16 protein-coding genes are annotated in these 15,969 nt (G+C 69.6%); 13 read left to right on the top strand and 3 right to left on the bottom strand.

From position 1 onward, the window contains the following. Positions 1 to 72: 72 nt before the first annotated feature. Positions 73 to 648, top strand: coding sequence for a TetR/AcrR family transcriptional regulator (locus L3078_RS04140; RefSeq protein WP_239750786.1), 576 nt, complete (start codon positions 73 to 75; stop codon positions 646 to 648). Here the strand turns inward: L3078_RS04140 and L3078_RS04135 are convergent, their stop codons facing one another. Both L3078_RS04135 and L3078_RS04130 read right to left on the bottom strand, forming a co-directional pair. Next, positions 649 to 1,500 (bottom strand): MBL fold metallo-hydrolase, encoded by an 852-nt coding sequence (locus tag L3078_RS04135; RefSeq protein ID WP_239750783.1) that lies wholly within the window; start codon positions 1,498 to 1,500, stop codon positions 649 to 651. Positions 1,501 to 1,597: 97 nt separating this feature from the next. Then, positions 1,598 to 2,176: a TetR/AcrR family transcriptional regulator gene (locus L3078_RS04130; protein ID WP_239750781.1), complete on the bottom strand. Its 579-nt coding sequence runs from the start codon at positions 2,174 to 2,176 to the stop codon at positions 1,598 to 1,600. Between the two features lie 450 nt (positions 2,177 to 2,626). Here L3078_RS04130 and L3078_RS04125 point away from each other — a divergent pair, with 450 nt between their 5' ends. The 9 genes from L3078_RS04125 to L3078_RS04085 all read left to right on the top strand — a co-directional run bounded on the left by L3078_RS04125 (position 2,627) and on the right by L3078_RS04085 (position 11,364). After that, positions 2,627 to 3,115, top strand: coding sequence for a DUF6841 family protein (locus tag L3078_RS04125; protein WP_239750780.1), 489 nt, complete (start codon positions 2,627 to 2,629; stop codon positions 3,113 to 3,115). Then, complete coding sequence (locus tag L3078_RS04120; protein WP_239750776.1) at positions 3,108 to 4,013, top strand: alpha/beta hydrolase; 906 nt, start codon at positions 3,108 to 3,110, stop codon at positions 4,011 to 4,013. The genes L3078_RS04125 and L3078_RS04120 overlap by 8 nt, the downstream gene beginning before the upstream one ends. Before the next feature lie 20 nt (positions 4,014 to 4,033). Then, a complete protein-coding gene (locus L3078_RS04115) occupies positions 4,034 to 4,837 on the top strand; it encodes an alpha/beta fold hydrolase (RefSeq protein ID WP_239750774.1) in 804 nt (267 codons plus the stop codon). A gap of 68 nt (positions 4,838 to 4,905) precedes the next feature. Further along, positions 4,906 to 5,790 carry an MBL fold metallo-hydrolase gene (locus L3078_RS04110; protein WP_239750773.1) on the top strand — a complete coding sequence of 295 codons (885 nt, stop codon included), beginning with the start codon at positions 4,906 to 4,908 and terminating at the stop codon, positions 5,788 to 5,790. A gap of 10 nt (positions 5,791 to 5,800) precedes the next feature. Beyond that, positions 5,801 to 6,277: a PaaI family thioesterase gene (locus L3078_RS04105; protein ID WP_239750771.1), complete on the top strand. Its 477-nt coding sequence runs from the start codon at positions 5,801 to 5,803 to the stop codon at positions 6,275 to 6,277. Then, positions 6,274 to 7,323 carry an LLM class flavin-dependent oxidoreductase gene (locus tag L3078_RS04100; RefSeq protein ID WP_239750770.1) on the top strand — a complete coding sequence of 350 codons (1,050 nt, stop codon included), beginning with the start codon at positions 6,274 to 6,276 and terminating at the stop codon, positions 7,321 to 7,323. Before L3078_RS04105 ends, L3078_RS04100 begins: the two co-directional genes overlap by 4 nt. 67 nt (positions 7,324 to 7,390) lie before the next feature. Next, the gene (locus tag L3078_RS04095; protein ID WP_239750767.1) at positions 7,391 to 8,080 is read left to right on the top strand and encodes a winged helix-turn-helix transcriptional regulator; all 690 of its coding nucleotides are present in this window, start codon (positions 7,391 to 7,393) and stop codon (positions 8,078 to 8,080) included. Positions 8,081 to 8,201: 121 nt separating this feature from the next. Beyond that, positions 8,202 to 9,770 carry an acyl--CoA ligase family protein gene (locus tag L3078_RS04090; protein ID WP_239750766.1) on the top strand — a complete coding sequence of 523 codons (1,569 nt, stop codon included), beginning with the start codon at positions 8,202 to 8,204 and terminating at the stop codon, positions 9,768 to 9,770. Between the two features lie 124 nt (positions 9,771 to 9,894). After that, positions 9,895 to 11,364, top strand: coding sequence for a class I adenylate-forming enzyme family protein (locus tag L3078_RS04085; protein WP_239750764.1), 1,470 nt, complete (start codon positions 9,895 to 9,897; stop codon positions 11,362 to 11,364). Between the two features lie 22 nt (positions 11,365 to 11,386). Here L3078_RS04085 and L3078_RS04080 read toward each other — a convergent pair whose 3' ends face one another. Continuing rightward, complete coding sequence (locus tag L3078_RS04080; protein WP_239750762.1) at positions 11,387 to 11,947, bottom strand: TetR/AcrR family transcriptional regulator; 561 nt, start codon at positions 11,945 to 11,947, stop codon at positions 11,387 to 11,389. A gap of 215 nt (positions 11,948 to 12,162) precedes the next feature. Here L3078_RS04080 and L3078_RS04075 point away from each other — a divergent pair, with 215 nt between their 5' ends. The 3 genes from L3078_RS04075 to L3078_RS04065 all read left to right on the top strand — a co-directional run bounded on the left by L3078_RS04075 (position 12,163) and on the right by L3078_RS04065 (position 15,941). After that, entirely contained in the window at positions 12,163 to 13,569 is a 1,407-nt protein-coding gene (locus L3078_RS04075; RefSeq protein WP_239750759.1) for an aldehyde dehydrogenase family protein, read from the top strand. Between the two features lie 146 nt (positions 13,570 to 13,715). Further along, positions 13,716 to 14,486 (top strand): maleylpyruvate isomerase family mycothiol-dependent enzyme, encoded by a 771-nt coding sequence (locus L3078_RS04070; protein ID WP_239750757.1) that lies wholly within the window; start codon positions 13,716 to 13,718, stop codon positions 14,484 to 14,486. A 153-nt stretch (positions 14,487 to 14,639) separates the two neighbouring features. Beyond that, positions 14,640 to 15,941, top strand: coding sequence for a DUF3533 domain-containing protein (locus L3078_RS04065; RefSeq protein ID WP_239750754.1), 1,302 nt, complete (start codon positions 14,640 to 14,642; stop codon positions 15,939 to 15,941). Positions 15,942 to 15,969 lie beyond the last annotated feature (28 nt).

The raw sequence follows: 15,969 nt of genomic DNA, 5'->3' as shown, positions 1-15,969 counted from the left end.
CGCACCATGGTGCATGTCACAGCCGCTAAACTGGGTCGGCTATCGAGTGTTAGTCCCGGAGGTGGAGGCGAAGTGAGTCGAGCCGACGACATCCGTGCCGCGGCGCTGGAGCTGTTCACGCGTCTCGGCTACGAGGCGACGACGATGGCCGACATCGGACGCGGGGTGGGTATCCGCGGGCCGAGTCTGTACAAGCACGTCGCGTCCAAGCAGGACCTGCTCGCCCAGATCATGATCGGCACGATGGAGGACCTCCTCGCCGCGCACCGCGCAGCCGTCGCCAGCAGCGACGGACCGGTCTCCCTCCTGCGCCGCGCCACCGAGGCGCACGTGCGCTACCACGCCCGGCACCGGCTCGAGGCCTTCGTCGGAAACCGTGAAATCCGCTCTCTCGTCGAGCCGCATCGCAGTCGGGTGCTGGCCCTGCGCGCGGAGTACGAAGCCGGTTTCCGCGCGATCGTCGAGGCGGGCTTCAAGGAGGGGTGCTTCAAGGTCGCCTCCCCCCGGCTGGTCTCGTATGCCGTCCTCGACCTCGGTATGGGGGTTGCCGCCTGGTACCGCGAGGACGGCGAACTCAGCGAGGACACGATCGTCTGGCAGTACGGCGACTTCGCCCTGCGCCTCGCGGGCGTGAGCCCTGAAAAGTAGTTACTTCAGGCCGAGTGCCGCCGCGCTGTAGATCACCGTGGTGGGGTTCAGCCGGGTGGGGTGCGACTCGAGCATCTGCTCGATGAACTCGGCGGCGGTCGGCTCCCCTTGGAGAACGCGGTCCGCGTCCTGGATGTAGGCGATCGTGTCGGCGAGTACTCGGGCGTTGTCCGGCGCTCCCGGGCGCTGGTGGGCGGCCACGACGATGTCCGGCTCAAGGTTCTGGATCTTGGACAGCGTCTGGATCCACGCCAGCCGCTTCTGGTGATCGCTGGTCACGAGCGTGGGGTGGACGTCGTTGTACGCGATGTCTCCGACCATGACGGCGGAGAGGCTGGGAACGTATACGTACGAGGAGTCGTCGACGTCGGATCGGCCTGTTGCCACCGCGAGCACTTCGTGGCCTTCCAGGTCGAGGCGGTTATCCGTGAGAGCCTCCGGCACGGTGACGGTCGAGCCGATCGGGTCGACGAACAGCTGACCGTACAGCTTGAGGTCATGTCCGGACTCGGCTTCCGCCTCGATGAGGCGCACCGTCGCCTCGGTGGCCACTACGCGGGCCCGGGGGAATCGTTCGAGCAGGATCGACGAGCCGAGGAAATGGTCGAAGTGGCCGTGAGTGATGTAGATGGTGGTGAGTTCCTTGCCGCCGGCCTCGATCCAGTCCGCCAGCTTCTGCGCGTCCTCCACGGTGGGTACCGTGTCGACGAGAATGGCTTCCCGCTCACCGGCGATCAGGGTTGCGGCCGTGGGCGGCCAGGTCCAGCCGCCCTCGGGCGGGGCGACGGGCAGAGGGGCGTGCACCGGACGGGCCGGCGCGGTGAAGACGCTCAGGGTCAGTCGGTCGGTCATGGCTGTGATGCTCCGATCGGTCCAGATTCTTTACCTGTAGGTACAGAAATAGGGTGTGGTGTGCCGTCCCCTGGGCGAAAGTGCTCGGGGGAGGGGGTTAGAGAAGGTCTACGGTCGTGTCGACCACCCGGCGCAGGCGGTCGGGGCCCGGCTCGATGCGGGCGAGGACGTTCATGCCCGTGAAGGTGTTCAGCAGCATGCTGGCCAGGGCGCCAGCGTCCCGATCGGGAGGGAACTCCCCGGCGCGCTGACCTTCCTCGATCAGTGCCCGGACGGAGCTTTCGATGCGGTCGAACAGTTTCCGTACCTGCGCCGCCACGGCCTCGTCTGCGTATCCGAACTCCACCGCGCTGTTCGTCGCCAGGCAGCCCCGGCGGTCCGGACCGGTGAAGTACGAGTCGACGAGGAAGTGCAGCGCCGTGCGCAATCGCTCCTTCGCCGGCCCGGGGCCCTCCAGGCGCGTGGTCACGGCCGCCAGTCGCAGGTCCAGGTAGCGGCGCAGCGCCAGGTCGAACAACTGGCGTTTGCCGCCGAAGGCGTTGTAGAGACTGCCCTTGCCGATCTGCAGGCTGTCGACCAGTTGCTGGGGGGTCGTGGCGCCGTATCCCTGGCGCCAGAACACCGCCATCGCCTGCTCGACCGCCACATCCGGATCGAAGTTTTTGGGCCTTGCCATGGACGTACTGTAGCAATCATTCTTTACTCAGAGGTAAAAAATTTCGGTTCACTTTGAGCTATACATTTCCTATAGTCGCTGCTAGCGTCTCCGGCGATGGCAAAGGGGTCAGTCGGCGGGCCGCGTTCCGTAATCGTCCGAGGCGGGCACGGCGCCGGTCCGGCAGTGCTCGTGAGCCGCATGGGCGCCGACCACCGGAACGGCGGGCGGGCGCCGAGGTCCGAGGGGCTGGCCGGCCATACCGCCCGCGCCTGGTCGTCCTTCCCGATCCGACGGTCACGCGGCTGACGCAGAAGATCTCGTCCGCGAGGTCGCCGCGCAGTTGATGCAGGTCAGTGAGGCGGGGGAGTGCCGTCCCCTCGCCCAGCGATCAACGGCACCCGCAGCACGCCCCCCTCTATGGGCGCGACCGGACGGCCGTCGAGATCCTTTCCGAGAGGAACATGTCGAATGCCTGACAATCCGACCGAGGCCACGCGTGCCGAGGTGACGCACTGGTTCTTCCAGGACTACCTGCCGCGGTGGGTCGCCGTGGCCGCGGGCACGTCCGACGAGGGGCCCGAGTTCATCCTCGACTACTGGGGCACCCCGCTGCACGTCACGGGGCTGGAGCAGTCGTTCTGGTGCCTCGACGACGCGAGCGTGCTGGCCTTCCTGGAGATGAACCACGCGCCGCTGCGGGAGGCGGAGTACAGCCACACCGTGGTGCCCGACCGGCGGGTGTTCGTCTACAACACCGTCGGTGCCGCGATCGAGGTGATCTGGTCGCGGCGCCGCGCCGACGAGAGCGAGATCCAGCGTTGGGCGGTGCAGTTCAGCGTGGCCAGGTCCGACAAGGGCTGGCGTGTGGTCGGCATCCACTCGGCCGCCACGGACAAGGACAGACTCGCCGACATCTGGCCCGTCGAAGCGGTCCTGGAGGAGGCGAACCATGGCTGAGAAGGTCTATCCGCCGCTGGTCATGCCCGAGGGCGTCGGCCGGCGGAAGGTCACCGTGTGGAGCGACGGCCTCGCGCTCGACGCGGATGTCTACCGGCCGACGAACCTCGCCCCCGACGCCGCCCTCCCCGCCGTCGTGCTGTCGCACGGCTGGGGCGGCAGCAAACTCACCGCGGAACGCTACGCGGCACTGTTCGCCTCGGCCGGCATGATCACCCTGACCTTCACCCAGGGCAGCTGGTTCGACTCGGGATCCCCGCTGCAACTGATCGGCGACGCCCCCGACCTCGACGACGGCAACGAGGCACGCGCCCACGTGCGGTTCATCCGCGACCTGGTGGACCCCTTCGCCTGGGCGGCGAACCTGCGCGCGGCCCTGGACTACATCGAAGGCGAGCCCAATGTGGATCCCGCGCGCATCGGACTGTGGGGCACCAGTCTCGGCGGGGGCATCGCCGTGTACCAGGCCGCCAACAACCCCCGTGTGAAGGCGCTGGTCGTGCAGGTGGCCGCCATCGCCCCCCTGGGCGGCCCCGTCGCACAACTGGCCCGCAAGCGCGCGATCGACACCGCCCGCGGCGACACGGATCCGATTCCCCAGGGCACCGATCCGTGGCCGAATATGCAGGGAACCCCGCACCTGGCGAAACTGTCGCACTTCAGCCCGCTCGCCCAGGTCGACCGGCTGCGGATCCCCACCCTGATCATCGACGCCGGCGAGGAGGAGATGTACCCCATCGCCGACAACGGGGCCCGTGCGGCGGAGATCATCAAGAACACTCCCGGCGGCGTCGTCGACTACCACGTCATCCCCGGCATCGACCACTACGGCATCTACTTCGACGGCTACGAGCCCGGCAGCCGGGCCGCCCTCGACTGGTGGAAGCGGCACCTGTGAGAACACCACACACGCTCACCGTGCCCACCACCCTGGGCCCGCTCCACGTGCGGGACGCCGGCCCCGCCGACGGACCCGTGGCACTGCTGTGGCCGAGCCTGTACAGCGACGGCGACACCAGCTGGGGCGCACAGCTCGACGACCTGCACGCCCTCGGATGGCGGACGCTGCTGATCGACCCCCCGGGCACCGGCGGCAGCCCGCCGGCCGCGCGCCGGTTCACCATGGAGGAGTGCGGCGAGGCCGCGCTCCGGGTACTCGACGACGCGGGTGCCGACCGGGCGGTCTTCTTCGGGCTGTCGTGGGGCGGCATCGTGGCGCTGCGGGTCGCGCTCGCCGCGCCGCACCGGGTGGCCGCCCTGGTCCTGTCCAATACCACCGCCCGAGGTGTGGGTCTGCGTGAACGCTTCCAAGTCCGCGTGACCTCCCTCCTGACCCGGGTCGGCGTTCCGGGTGGCCTGGGCCGGCTGGTCGTGGCCGGGATGCTCAGCGATCACTCCCGCCGTCACGACACCGGGTTCGCCTCCGCACTCGCCGCCACGGTCGGCAGCCTCGACCGCGCCGGGCTGGCCCGTGCCGCGCGGTCGGTGCTGGGCGACCGCACCGACGTGGTCGATGCCCTGCACCGGATCACCGCTCCCACCCTCGTGATCGTCGGCGCCGAGGACAAGGCGCTGCCGCGGGTCCCCCACTCCGACGATCTGGCCGAACGCATCGTCGGCGCCCGACTCGAGGTGCTGCCGCGTGTCGCCCACCTGGCTCCCCGCGAGGAGCCCGCCAAGGTGGCGAATCTGATCAAGGAATTCCTCGCGCCGCTGGGATAGCGCCCCCCCGCCCCCGATTCCCGCGCCTGGCGGCATATCGCCGCATGGCACCGAAAGGAACACCACGCATGGCTGAGCTGACCTATGACGTGTACGTCTGTGACGGGGTGCCGCGCGCCCGCCGCGAGCGGCTGCCGGGCGGTGGCCGCATCGTGTCGTCCCCGCTGGCCTCGACGCTGATCCTCGGGGAGGGGGACGCGGTCCTGGTCGATCCGCCGTTCACCCGCGAGCAGACGGAGGCGGTCGGTGACTGGGTGGAGCGCTCGGGCAGGCGCCTGGCTTACATCTACGCCACCCACGGCCACGGCGACCACTGGTTCGGCACCGGCCGGCTGCTGGAACGCTTCCCCGACGCGATCCCGTACGCCACCGAGGGCACCATCGGGATCATGCGCCGCAACGTCGAGGGGCGCGCGCAGTTCTGGGACGCGGACTTCCCCGGCCTGATTCCGGACTCCCCGCTCGTCTACCGGACCGTTCCCGCGGACGGGTTCGAGCTGGAGGGACACCGGATCGAGGCGGTCGAGGTCGGCCACACCGACACCGACGACACGACCGTGCTGCACGTTCCTTCGATCGGTCTGATCGTCGGGGGCGACGTCGTCTACAACGGCGTGCACCAGATGCTGCTGGAGACCCCGGGCGGCGGATTCGAGGCATGGCTGGCCGCCCTCGACGTCCTCGACTCCCTCAACCCCCGCTCCGTGGTGGCCGGCCACAAGAACCGTGACCTGCCCGACGACCCGGCCATCATCGACGAGACCCGCCAGTACCTGCGCGACGCGCAGCGGCTGCTCGCCGAGAAGCCCACCCCGCAAGCCTTCTTCGACGAGATCATCGCCCGCTATCCCGACCGGCTCAACATCGGCCCCGTCTGGTATGGCGCGCACGGCCTCCTGGGCGTTCCGATGCCCGTGGTGGCCGAGGGCGAGCCCAACCCGGCGAACGAGTAGGGGCGCCACAGTGACACAGCCCAGGACCGAAGCATCGGCCGTACCTGACGAAGGACCCTTCTCGGGCTTCGACGTGTTCCGCAGCGCGTTCGTCGAGGCCGTCGGCCTGACCTTCACCGAGGTCACGGGCACGCGGGTGCGCGGGGAGATACAGCTGGGACCTGAGCATCACACCCCGTGGGGAGTGGTGCACGGCGGGGTCTACACGGCCGCCGTGGAGTCCGCCGCCACCGTCGGTGCGTGCGCCGGGGTGGCCGATCGCGGCCAGGTCGCCGTAGGGGTGGCCAACAGCACGGACTTCCTCAGGCCGATCACCGCCGGGACGGTGGAGGTGCTGGCCGAAGCGATCCAGCAGGGGCGCGGTCAGCAGCTGTGGCAGGTGGCCGTCACCAGTGTCGACAGCGGCAAGCTCGTCGCCCGCGGCCAGCTGCGGCTGGCCAACGTTCCCGCCACCGGCCTCCCGAACACCCTGGGGGAGCAGTCATGACCACCCTCGTTTCACCTTCCGCAAGCCACGGCCGCAGTCCGGCGGGCCTGGACGTGTCGGCGTCGTTCGCGACCACGCTGGACACACCGGAGCACATCCGCATCGCCGAGGAACTCGGCTTCAAGCGGGCGTGGCTGTACGACACACCGCAGCAGAGCCCCGACGTGTGGATGACGCTGGCCCTGGCCGCTCAGCGCACCCACCGCATCGGGCTAGGACCGGGCGTCCTCGTACCGGCCCTGCGCCACCCGATGGTCAACGCCAGCGGGGCCGCGGCTCTCGAACGCCTGGCCCCCGGGCGCGTCGCGGTCGCGTTCGGCACCGGCTACACGGGCCGCCGGGCCATGGGGCAACAGCCCGTCTCCTGGGCGTACATGACGCGCTATGTCACGGCCTTCCGCGCGCTCCTCAGAGGCGAGACGGTCGAGTGGGAGGGCAGCCCGATGCGCATGCTGCACACCCCCGAATACCCGCGCGGCGCGCCGGACACCATCCCGGTCTACATCGCGGCGATCGGCCCGAAGGGCACGGCGATCGCCGAGACACTCGGGGACGGCGTCTTCATCATGGGCATCGACGGTGTCTCCGAAGAGGTGACAAGGAAGTTCGCGAACGTCATCTACGGCTCCGCCGGGTCCGTGCTCGGTGACGGCGAGGACCTCGGCAGTGAGCGACTGCGCACGGCGGCGGGCCCGGCACTGGCGCAGTTGTTCCACATCTCCTACGAACTCGGTGGCGAGGAAGCGGTCAAGGCGCTGCCGGGTGGGGCGGAGTGGCTGGACGTCGTGCTCAGGACGTCGGAGGCCGAACGCCACCTCGCGGTGCACCACGGCCACCTGCTGCGCCTGAACGAGGCGGACACCGCTGCCTGGAACGCCGGCGGCAACACGCTCGTCGGGCACACCCTCACCGGCACGGCCGGCGATGTGCTCGCCAGGGTGGAGGCCCTGGCGGCGCAGGGGGTCACCGAGATCACGTACCAGCCCGCCGGCGACGTCCGCCGAGAGCTCGAAGCCTTCGCCGACGCGGTGGGACTGCGGCGATGAGTCCGGCCCGCACGTGCGTGGTGTACAAGCCGTATAGCGAAAAGTTATCGCGCCGTACAGTAGAGGCATGACGACTGCACGAACATATGGCCAGATGTGTCCGCTCGCCCGTTCCATGGACATCCTCGGCGAGCGGTGGACCTTTCTGATCGTGCGTGAGCTGCTGCTAGGGCCCAAGCGGTTCAAGGATCTAGCCGACACGCTCCCGGCCCTCGGGCCGAACCGGCTGACCGCGCGTCTGCGCAGTCTGGAGGCCGCCGACGTCGTTCGCCGGAGCACGCTCCCGCCGCCCGCCGGTGTGGCGGTGTACGAGCTCACCGAGAGGGGTGAGCAGCTTCGTGAGCCGCTCATCGGGCTCGGCCGGTGGGGGCTGGGGCTTCCGCCGTCTCCGGAGATCGACCCGGCGACGACCCGCGTGGACCTCATCGCCCTGAGCGTGTCGAGCCTGGTCACGCCGGACCAGCTCGCAGGTCTCAAGGAGATCTACGAGCTGCACGTAGGCAGAGAGACGTTCCATGTCGAGATCGCCGACGGTCGGATGTGGACCAGGAGCGGTCCGGCACCCGTTCGCCCCGACCTTGAGGTCCACTGCCGTACCCGGACCTTCCTCAAGCTGATTTTCGGCGGCACCCAGGTGGCCGACGCGGTTCGGTCGGGCGATGTGCGAGTGGCCGTCGGATCGGACGAACTGGTCGAGCGTGCCTTCGACCTGATGTCCGGTACCGAGATCGATTACCCGGTGTACGTGGGGATGTAGCGCGAGAGAGGTTCGCTCCGCGGGTGCCCACTGCCGCGTCTGCGGTGAGCGCGCCGGACCCTGCGGTCCGCCGCCGGCCGCGGGCGGTCCCCATGACCCCCGCAGTGCAACGGAGCAAACCTTGATACCCGACCTGTCGTTTGAGCCGCTGAGCCCCGTCTCGTTCCTGGACCGGTCGGCCGCAGTGTTTCCCGAGCGCACGGCCGTGATCGACGGAGCTCGGCGCTTCACCTACGCCGAGTTCCACGACCGGTGTCGGCGGCTCGCCGGCGTCCTGGCCGCGCTCGCGAACGGCCGCCCTGTCGCCGTCCTCGCGCCCAACACGCACGTCATGCTCGAGGCGCACTACGGAGCCCCGTGGGCCGCTGCGCCTTTGGTCACGATCAACACCAGGCTTTCCGCCCCCGAGGTTCGCTACATCCTGGAGCACTCGGAAAGCGCGGTGCTGCTGCTGGATCCGCAGTACGACGACCTCGTGGCCACGGCGATCGACGGCATGCCGCGCCCGCCCGTGATCGTGCGGGCGGGACCGGGCGACGACGGCGCCTACGACGAACTCCTCGCGGCCGCCGAGCCGACGGCCATCCCGCTGTCCGATGAGCGGGCGCTGCTGTCGGTCAACTACACCTCCGGAACGACCGGCCGTCCCAAGGGCGTCATGTACCACCACCGAGGCGCCTATCTTCAGGCCCTCGCGATGGTCACGCACACCCAGCTGAGCGCGTCCTCCGCCTATCTGTGGACGCTGCCGATGTTCCACTGCAACGGCTGGTCCTTCCCCTGGGCGGTTACCGCAGCCGGCGGCACGCACGTGTGCCTGCCCAAGGTGGAGGCGTCCGCGATCTGGCGGTACATCCACGACGATCACATCACCCATCTGTGCGGCGCCCCCGCGGTGCTGTCCATGGTGGTCAACGCTCCGGAGGCCGGGCGCGACTCGGGGGGCGTCATCCGCTTTCTGACCGGCGGGGCGCCGCCGAGCCCGACCCTGCTCGCCGCTGCCGAGGACCTGCGGATCGACGTCACGCACCTGTACGGACTGACCGAGACGTTCGGGCCGGCGGTGCTGTGCGACTGGCACCCCGAGTGGAACGGCCTCGGTGCCGCGGAGCAGTCCAGGCTCCGTGCCCGGCAGGGCGTGGCCAACGTCATCGGCCTCGCCGCCCGGGTGGTCGACGGTGACAAGGACGTCCCCGCTGACGGCACGACCATCGGTGAGATCCGGCTGCGCGGCAACAACCTCATGCTGGGGTACTTCAAGGACGATGCCGCGACCGCCGCGGCCGCTCCGGACGGCTGGTTCCGCACCGGTGATCTCGGCGTCCGCCACCCCGACGGGTACATCGAGCTGAGGGACCGCAGCAAGGACGTCATCATCTCCGGCGGGGAGAACATCACCTCGATCGAGGTCGAGCAGGCCATCGCCAGCCACCCGGCGGTCCTCGAAGCCGCCGTCGTCGGAGCCCCGGACGAACGCTGGGGCGAGGTGCCCGTCGCCTACGTCGTCCTGCGGCCGGATGCCGTCGCCACCGAGCAGGACATCGTCGACCACGTCAAATCTCGGATCGCACGGTTCAAGGCGCCCAAGCGCGTCGTCTTCGGTGAACTGCCCCGCACCTCCACCGGCAAGATCCAGAAGTACCTGCTCCGCGAGGGCGAGCGGGCCACTTCCGGCGACCGAAGCAGCTGAAACCCCCGTGGCGGGACGGCCGTTCGCCGCCACCCCGGCCTGCCCGGCCCGCGTACGGCGTCGGCTGTTTCGACTCCTGGACCCCTTGACCCGACCGCACTCCACACAGAACAGGTACCCCGCCATGAACTTCGCCTCGCTACCCGACCGCCGCGCCGAACTCGACCCGCAGGGACCCTCGGTCTCCGACGGACGTACATCACTGACCAACACTCAGTTCCTGCACCGTGTCCGGGCGGCAGCACGCCACCTCAAGGATCTCGGGGTCGAGTCCGGCGACGTCGTGGCCCTCAAGCTGACGAACCGCGTCGAGTTCGTCCTTGTGCTGTTCGCGTCCTGGCGGCTCGGCGCCACCGTCACCCCCGTCAACCCGAAGCTGACCGAGGTCGAGGTCGCGCGCCAACTGGCAGACGCCGGCGCACGCCTGGTCGTGGCCGAGGACGGCACGACGGCTGAGGACGGCATCGTCACGCTCGCCGTCGACGACCTGTACGAAGACGCTGCAGGCACAGACCGCGCCCTGGATACGGACCCCTCCGCGCTGGCCCTGCTCATCTACACCAGCGGCACGACCGGAGTGCCCAAGGGCGTGATGCTGGACCACGCCAACATCGACGCCATGACGGACATGTCGAGCAAGGCGCTCGAGCTGGGGCCGGCCGACCGGAGCCTGCTGATCCTGCCGCTCTTCCATGTCAACGGCATCGTGGTCAGCGTGCTCACGCCGCTGCTCGTGGGCGCCGGTGTCGTCATCGCCGACCGGTTCGATCCCCACACCTTCTTCGACGTCATCGAGCGGGAGCGCCCGACCTTCTTCAGCGCCGTTCCCACCATCTACAACATGCTGGCGGCCCTGCCGGACGCGGTGCGGCCGGACACGTCGTCCGTGCGCTACGGCGTCTGCGGCTCGGCGCCGGCGTCTGCCGAGCTGCTGACCCGGTTCGAGGCCCGGTACGGGTTCCCGCTCATCGAGGGGTACGGGCTGTCCGAGACCTCCTGCGCCTGCACCGTCAACCCCCTCGCCGGTCCCCGGCGCGCCGGGACCGTGGGGCTTCCCTTCCCCGGGCAGGACATCCGCATCGCCGATGAGAACGGTGCCGAGGCGGCTGCGGGGGAGAACGGCGAAATCCTCGTGCGGGGCGCCAACATCATGCGCGGCTATCTCGGCCGCCCGGACGAAACAGCCCGGACCGTCGTCGACGGCTGGCTGCACACGGGCGATATCGGCCACCTCGACGCGGAGGGCTATCTGACGCTGGTCGGACGCTCGAAGGACGTCATCATCCGCGGCGGGGAGAACATCTACCCCAAGGAGATCGAGGACGTGTTGGCCGGCGACTCGTCAGTCCTCGAGACGGCTGTGATCGGTGTCCCTGACGAGAAATGGGGAGAAGTCGTCGTCGCCTACGTGCAGCCACGGCCGGGTCTGACGGTCGATCCGGCAGCGCTGGAAGCCCTCTGTGCGCGCAGTCTCAGCGGCTACAAGCGGCCGACCTCGTATGTCGTCGTGGAGGCCATCCCCAAGAACGCGGTGGGCAAGATCGACAAGATCGCGGTGCGGGCGGCTCATGCCGCTGCGTCGGCCGTCGCGTAGTTGCAAGACGTGGCGGTGGGTTTCACCCGTCTTCTGTGCCGCCGACGGCGCGCAGGAGGAAGGGCAGCAGGCGGTCGGCCGTCTGTGCTGCCGACGCCGCGTCCACCTCGTCCGGCGTCAGTGGTGTGAGGAAGAACCTGCTCATCATGGGGCCGATGACCAGGTCGCCGAGGAGGTCGGCGTGCTCGACGGGCGGGATCTCGCCCCGGTCCGCCGCGCGCTGTGTTATCTCCTCCATGCGCAGGCGTACAGGGGTGACGAAGGTGTTGGTGAGTGCCTCGGCCAGCGGGGCGTTGTGCGCGGCCTCGGCGATCAGGGAGCGCAGCACGCCCCCTTCCTTCCCGGTCATCGAGGCGGCCTTGTTCTGGAGCAGGGCGCGCAGGTCCCCTTCGAGCGTGCCGGTGTCCGTCGGCGCCGTGAGCTCCTGGGCGTAGGCCGCGGCAGCGGCGACGACCAGGGCCTCCTTGGAGGGCCAGCGGCGGTAGAGGGTCGCGGTGGACACGCCGGCGCGGGCGGCCACGGCGGCGGTGGTGAGTCCGCCGTACCCGTTCTCGCTCAGGACCGCGAGAGTCGCCTCCAGCAACGCACGGTCCCGGGACGCGTCGCGAGGACGTCCCCGGCGTGCCGCCGGCCCGGTCATCGCGGCGTTCCCGGCGCCGTGCGGCAGACGTGGAGGCCAGAGTCCCGAAGGGCCCGATGGGGCGGCTGTTCGAAGCGTTCGCAGTGCGTGGGAGAGGTCACAGCGAAAGCATACACCCATACGAAACGAAATCACTTCGTTTCGTATATGCTCGCGGCATGACTACCACCACTCACCTGGATCCCGATTCCACGCATCACGCGGCGGAGACCGTCGCGCGGCTGCGCGCCACGTTTCATACCGGCCGTACCAAGCCGGTGGCCTGGCGCAAGCAGCAGCTGCGGGCGTTGAGACGTCTGCTGACGGAGCATGAGGAGGTGTTCGCGGAGGCGCTGCACACCGACCTCGGCAAGAGTGCGACCGAGTCGCACATGATGGAGATCGGCTTCCTCGTGAGGGAGATCGATCACACCCTGCGCCACCTCGACCGGTGGCTGCGTCCGGCCAGGGTCTCGGTGCCTCTGCCGCTCATGCCGTCCCGGGCCTGGACCGTGCGTGAGCCGCTGGGTGTCGTGCTGGTCATCAGCCCCTGGAACTACCCGGTCAATCTGGCGCTCGCGCCGGTCATCGGTGCCCTGGCCGCCGGCAACGCCGTCATCCTCAAGCCCAGCGAGGTCGCCCCCGCGACCTCGGCCGTGCTCGCGTACTGGCTGCCCCGGGTCCTGGACCCGCAGGCCGTGGCCGTCGTCGAGGGAGGCGTGGAGGAGACGACCGCCCTGCTTCACCAGCGCTTCGACCACATCTTCTACACCGGCAACGGCACGGTGGGGCGCATCGTCATGGCCGCCGCGGCCCGCCATCTCACCCCGGTCACCCTGGAACTGGGCGGCAAGAGCCCCGCCGTCGTCGAACCCGGCACCGACCTCGCCACAGCCGCCCGCCGCATCGCCCTTGGAAAGTTCATGAACGCGGGCCAGACCTGCGTGGCCCCCGATTACGTGCTGGCGATCGGTGAGGCGGGCGCCGAGATAGAGGGGCATCTGGTCGAGGCGGTGCGTGAGATGTACGGCACCGATCCGTCCCGCAGCAACGACTACGGCAGCATCATCAACGAGCGCCACTTCGACCGGCTGGCCGGCCTGCTGAACGACGGCCGCACCGTCGTCGGCGGCGACCACGACCGCCCCACCCGCTACATCGCCCCGACCGTGCTGGCCGATGTCGACCCCGACTCCCCGGTGATGCGCGAGGAGATCTTCGGCCCCATCCTGCCCATCATCCGGGTCCCCGACCTGGACGCGGCGATCTCCTTCATCACCGGGCGGGACAAACCACTGGCCCTGTACGCCTTCACCGCCTCCAAGCGCTCCAAGCGGCGCCTGATCGCGGAGACCTCCTCCGGCGGCCTGGTCTTCGGCCTCTCGAACCTCCAACTCGGCGCGGCCAACCTGCCTTTCGGTGGCGTCGGTGACAGCGGTATGGGCCGTTACCACGGCTTGTACTCCCTGGACACCTTCAGCCACACCAAGTCCGTCCTCGACAAGCCGCTCAAGCCCGACACGCTGGGCGTGGCAACCCCGCCCTACACCCGCCGCAAGGACCGCATCCTGCGACGGATCACATGAGCCGCGCGCGACGAGCCGCCACGCCGCCGAGCGGCCCGCCCGCCCGCGATTCCCACGTCAACAAGCCGACCGGCCGACACCGCAGGACGCGTGGGGCACCCGCCTCTCGTGGCAGCGCGCCCCAAGGGCCGGCGAAAGGATCACCGATGAGACCGGACAGAGCCCAAGCCTTCCGCGCGGAGCGCGCGGAGATGCTGCGCTTCTGCGCAGACCTGGACGACCAGGAGTGGAGCGCACCGAGCCGTGCGACCGGATGGACCGTGCAGGATGTGGTGGCGCACATTGGGGCCACCTGCCGCTCCTTCTTCACCCCCTCCGTGCTCACGATGATGCGCATGAGGGACCTGGAGCGGACCAACGACCTGTTCGTCGACAAGCGTCGAGGCCGACCGGTTTCGCAGACGCTCGCCGAGTACGAACGGTGGAGCCGGATGATCGGCGTGGCGGCCCGGGTGCCTCTCAACTGGACGCGTCTGCCGATGGCCGAGCTCGGCTGGTTCCCGGGTGGGGTGATGATCGCCGGTGCGATGACGTTCGACCACCACACCCACCTGCGCCACGACATCGCCCCTGCCCTGGGGCGGCCGGTCCCGGCCACCGACGCGAACCGGATGGCCGTGGTGCTGGAGTGGATGATGGCCGTCGTGCGCAATCAGCTGCGTGCCGCGCGGCCGGAGTGGTTCGTCCGTCCCGTCACGATCGAGCTGGAGGGTCCGGGCGGCGGCATCTGGTCCGTGGGACCGGGCGCCGTGGTGAAGGCCGGACCGTCGGACAAGCCAGCCGCCACCATCACCGGTCGTGCCATCGACTTCCCGGAATGGGCCACCCACCGGGCCGACTGGCGCCGGCGGGACCTGAGGATCTCCGGCGACGCCGACTACGCCGCTCGCTTCCTCGACTTCGTGCGGGTGGTGTGAGCGGGCCGCTCCTGCGCTCCTGGCGGTTCACCAGGGACGGGAGCGGAGCCGGGCCGGGAGGTTTCCTGAGCAGCAGAGTGAGGACGTGGATGCGCGATGACGCTCCCTCCGGCCCTTCCTCTCCGTAAGCCTTCGCACGAACGGGAGTTCGTCATGGATGGGTTTCACCCCTTCCGCGTGTTGCGGACCCGAAGCCTGTGGATGACCAACGGCGTCATCGCGGGCGTCCTGGCCCTGTTGTTCGCGGTCCTCTATCTCGGCGCCAACGTCGATCCGGCCGGCCACCTGCGCAACCTGCCCGTAGGCCTGGTCAACGCCGACGAGGGAGCGGCCCTCGACGGCAAGCAGGTCAACCTCGGGGAGCAGACGTCCCGGTCGATCACGAAGTCCCCCGCGAAAGGGGAGGAGATCGACTGGAAGGTGATGGACGAGAAGGAGATGAAGGAGGAACTGGGCAAGGGCAAGCTTTTCGGCGCGCTCGTCGTGCCTGACGACTTCACCTCCTCCACCATCGCGCTGACCGACAACGCGGCCGACAACAATCCGGCTCGCCCGACTCTCACTGTGCTGACCAACCAGTCCGCCGGCAGCCTGGGATCCAACCTGGCGCGGGAGGCGGCGACTCGGGCAGCCGAGAACGCCTCACGCCAGGTGGGCAGGGAGCTGACCGCGCAGATGGGGGCCGAGTACAAGACGCTGCCATCCGCCGCGCGTCTTATGCTGGGCGACCCGGCGGCCGTCACCGTGAAGGACGGGCATCCGCTCGACGCGCACAGCGGCCTGGGGCTGACGGCGTTCTACTACGCGCTCGTCCTCGTGGTCTGCGGCATGCTGTCCGCCAACGTCATCAGCGGCCAGGTGGACCACGCCCTCGGCTACACCCACAACGAGATGGGGCCGTTTCGCACACACCGCCCCCTGGTCAGGGCGACCCGGGTACAGACCCTCGCCATCAGCAGCACCCTGATGGCCGGACTGTCCCTGGTGATGGGCACCCTGGTCATGGCGGGCGCGGTCGGCCTCATGGGCATGGACGCCTCGCACCTGCCGCTGCTGTGGCTGTACTCGGTGTGCGCGATCGCGGTCGTCGGGATCGGCGCGCTCAGTCTCCTCGCGGTCTTCGGCACGCCCGGCATGCTGGTGGCCGCGCTGGTCTTCATCGCGATGGCGGTGCCGACGGCCGGCGCCACCACACCGGTCGAGGCGCTGCCCAGCTTCTACCGCTTCCTTGCTCAGTTCGAGCCGCTCGGGCAGATCACCGGGGGTGTCCGCTCGATCCTCTACTACGGCGCGCAGGGCGACGGGGGACTGGCCCGCGGCTGGGTCATGATGGCCGCAGGCCTTGCACTGGCCGCCCTCTTCGGCTTCGGCGTGACGGGCTGGTACGACCGCCGGGGGCTGCACCGCGTTCCTGCTGCCGACGACCCGCCGGTGCGGGCCGCCCGCCCGGCATGAGCGCCATACCGGCCGGTGCAGGGCCGAC

It is taken from the genome of Streptomyces deccanensis (genome assembly GCF_022385335.1).
Lineage (GTDB): Bacteria > Actinomycetota > Actinomycetes > Streptomycetales > Streptomycetaceae > Streptomyces > Streptomyces deccanensis.
Note: the sequence above shows the minus strand (reverse complement) of the source record. Positions and strands in the feature narration are given on the sequence as shown.

Excerpts from the sequence above, each read along its gene's own strand:
- L3078_RS04135 (WP_239750783.1), bottom strand. The coding sequence starts at position 1,500 with ATGACCGACCGACTGACCCTGAGCGTCTTCACCGCGCCGGCCCGTCCG.
- L3078_RS04065 (WP_239750754.1), top strand. The coding sequence starts at position 14,640 with ATGGATGGGTTTCACCCCTTCCGCGTGTTGCGGACCCGAAGCCTGTGG.
- L3078_RS04070 (WP_239750757.1), top strand. The coding sequence starts at position 13,716 with ATGAGACCGGACAGAGCCCAAGCCTTCCGCGCGGAGCGCGCGGAGATG.
- L3078_RS04075 (WP_239750759.1), top strand. The coding sequence starts at position 12,163 with ATGACTACCACCACTCACCTGGATCCCGATTCCACGCATCACGCGGCG.
- L3078_RS04120 (WP_239750776.1), top strand. The coding sequence starts at position 3,108 with ATGGCTGAGAAGGTCTATCCGCCGCTGGTCATGCCCGAGGGCGTCGGC.
- L3078_RS04095 (WP_239750767.1), top strand. The coding sequence starts at position 7,391 with ATGACGACTGCACGAACATATGGCCAGATGTGTCCGCTCGCCCGTTCC.
- L3078_RS04130 (WP_239750781.1), bottom strand. The coding sequence starts at position 2,176 with ATGGCAAGGCCCAAAAACTTCGATCCGGATGTGGCGGTCGAGCAGGCG.
- L3078_RS04100 (WP_239750770.1), top strand. The coding sequence starts at position 6,274 with ATGACCACCCTCGTTTCACCTTCCGCAAGCCACGGCCGCAGTCCGGCG.
- L3078_RS04110 (WP_239750773.1), top strand. The coding sequence starts at position 4,906 with ATGGCTGAGCTGACCTATGACGTGTACGTCTGTGACGGGGTGCCGCGC.
- L3078_RS04085 (WP_239750764.1), top strand. The coding sequence starts at position 9,895 with ATGAACTTCGCCTCGCTACCCGACCGCCGCGCCGAACTCGACCCGCAG.
- L3078_RS04125 (WP_239750780.1), top strand. The coding sequence starts at position 2,627 with ATGCCTGACAATCCGACCGAGGCCACGCGTGCCGAGGTGACGCACTGG.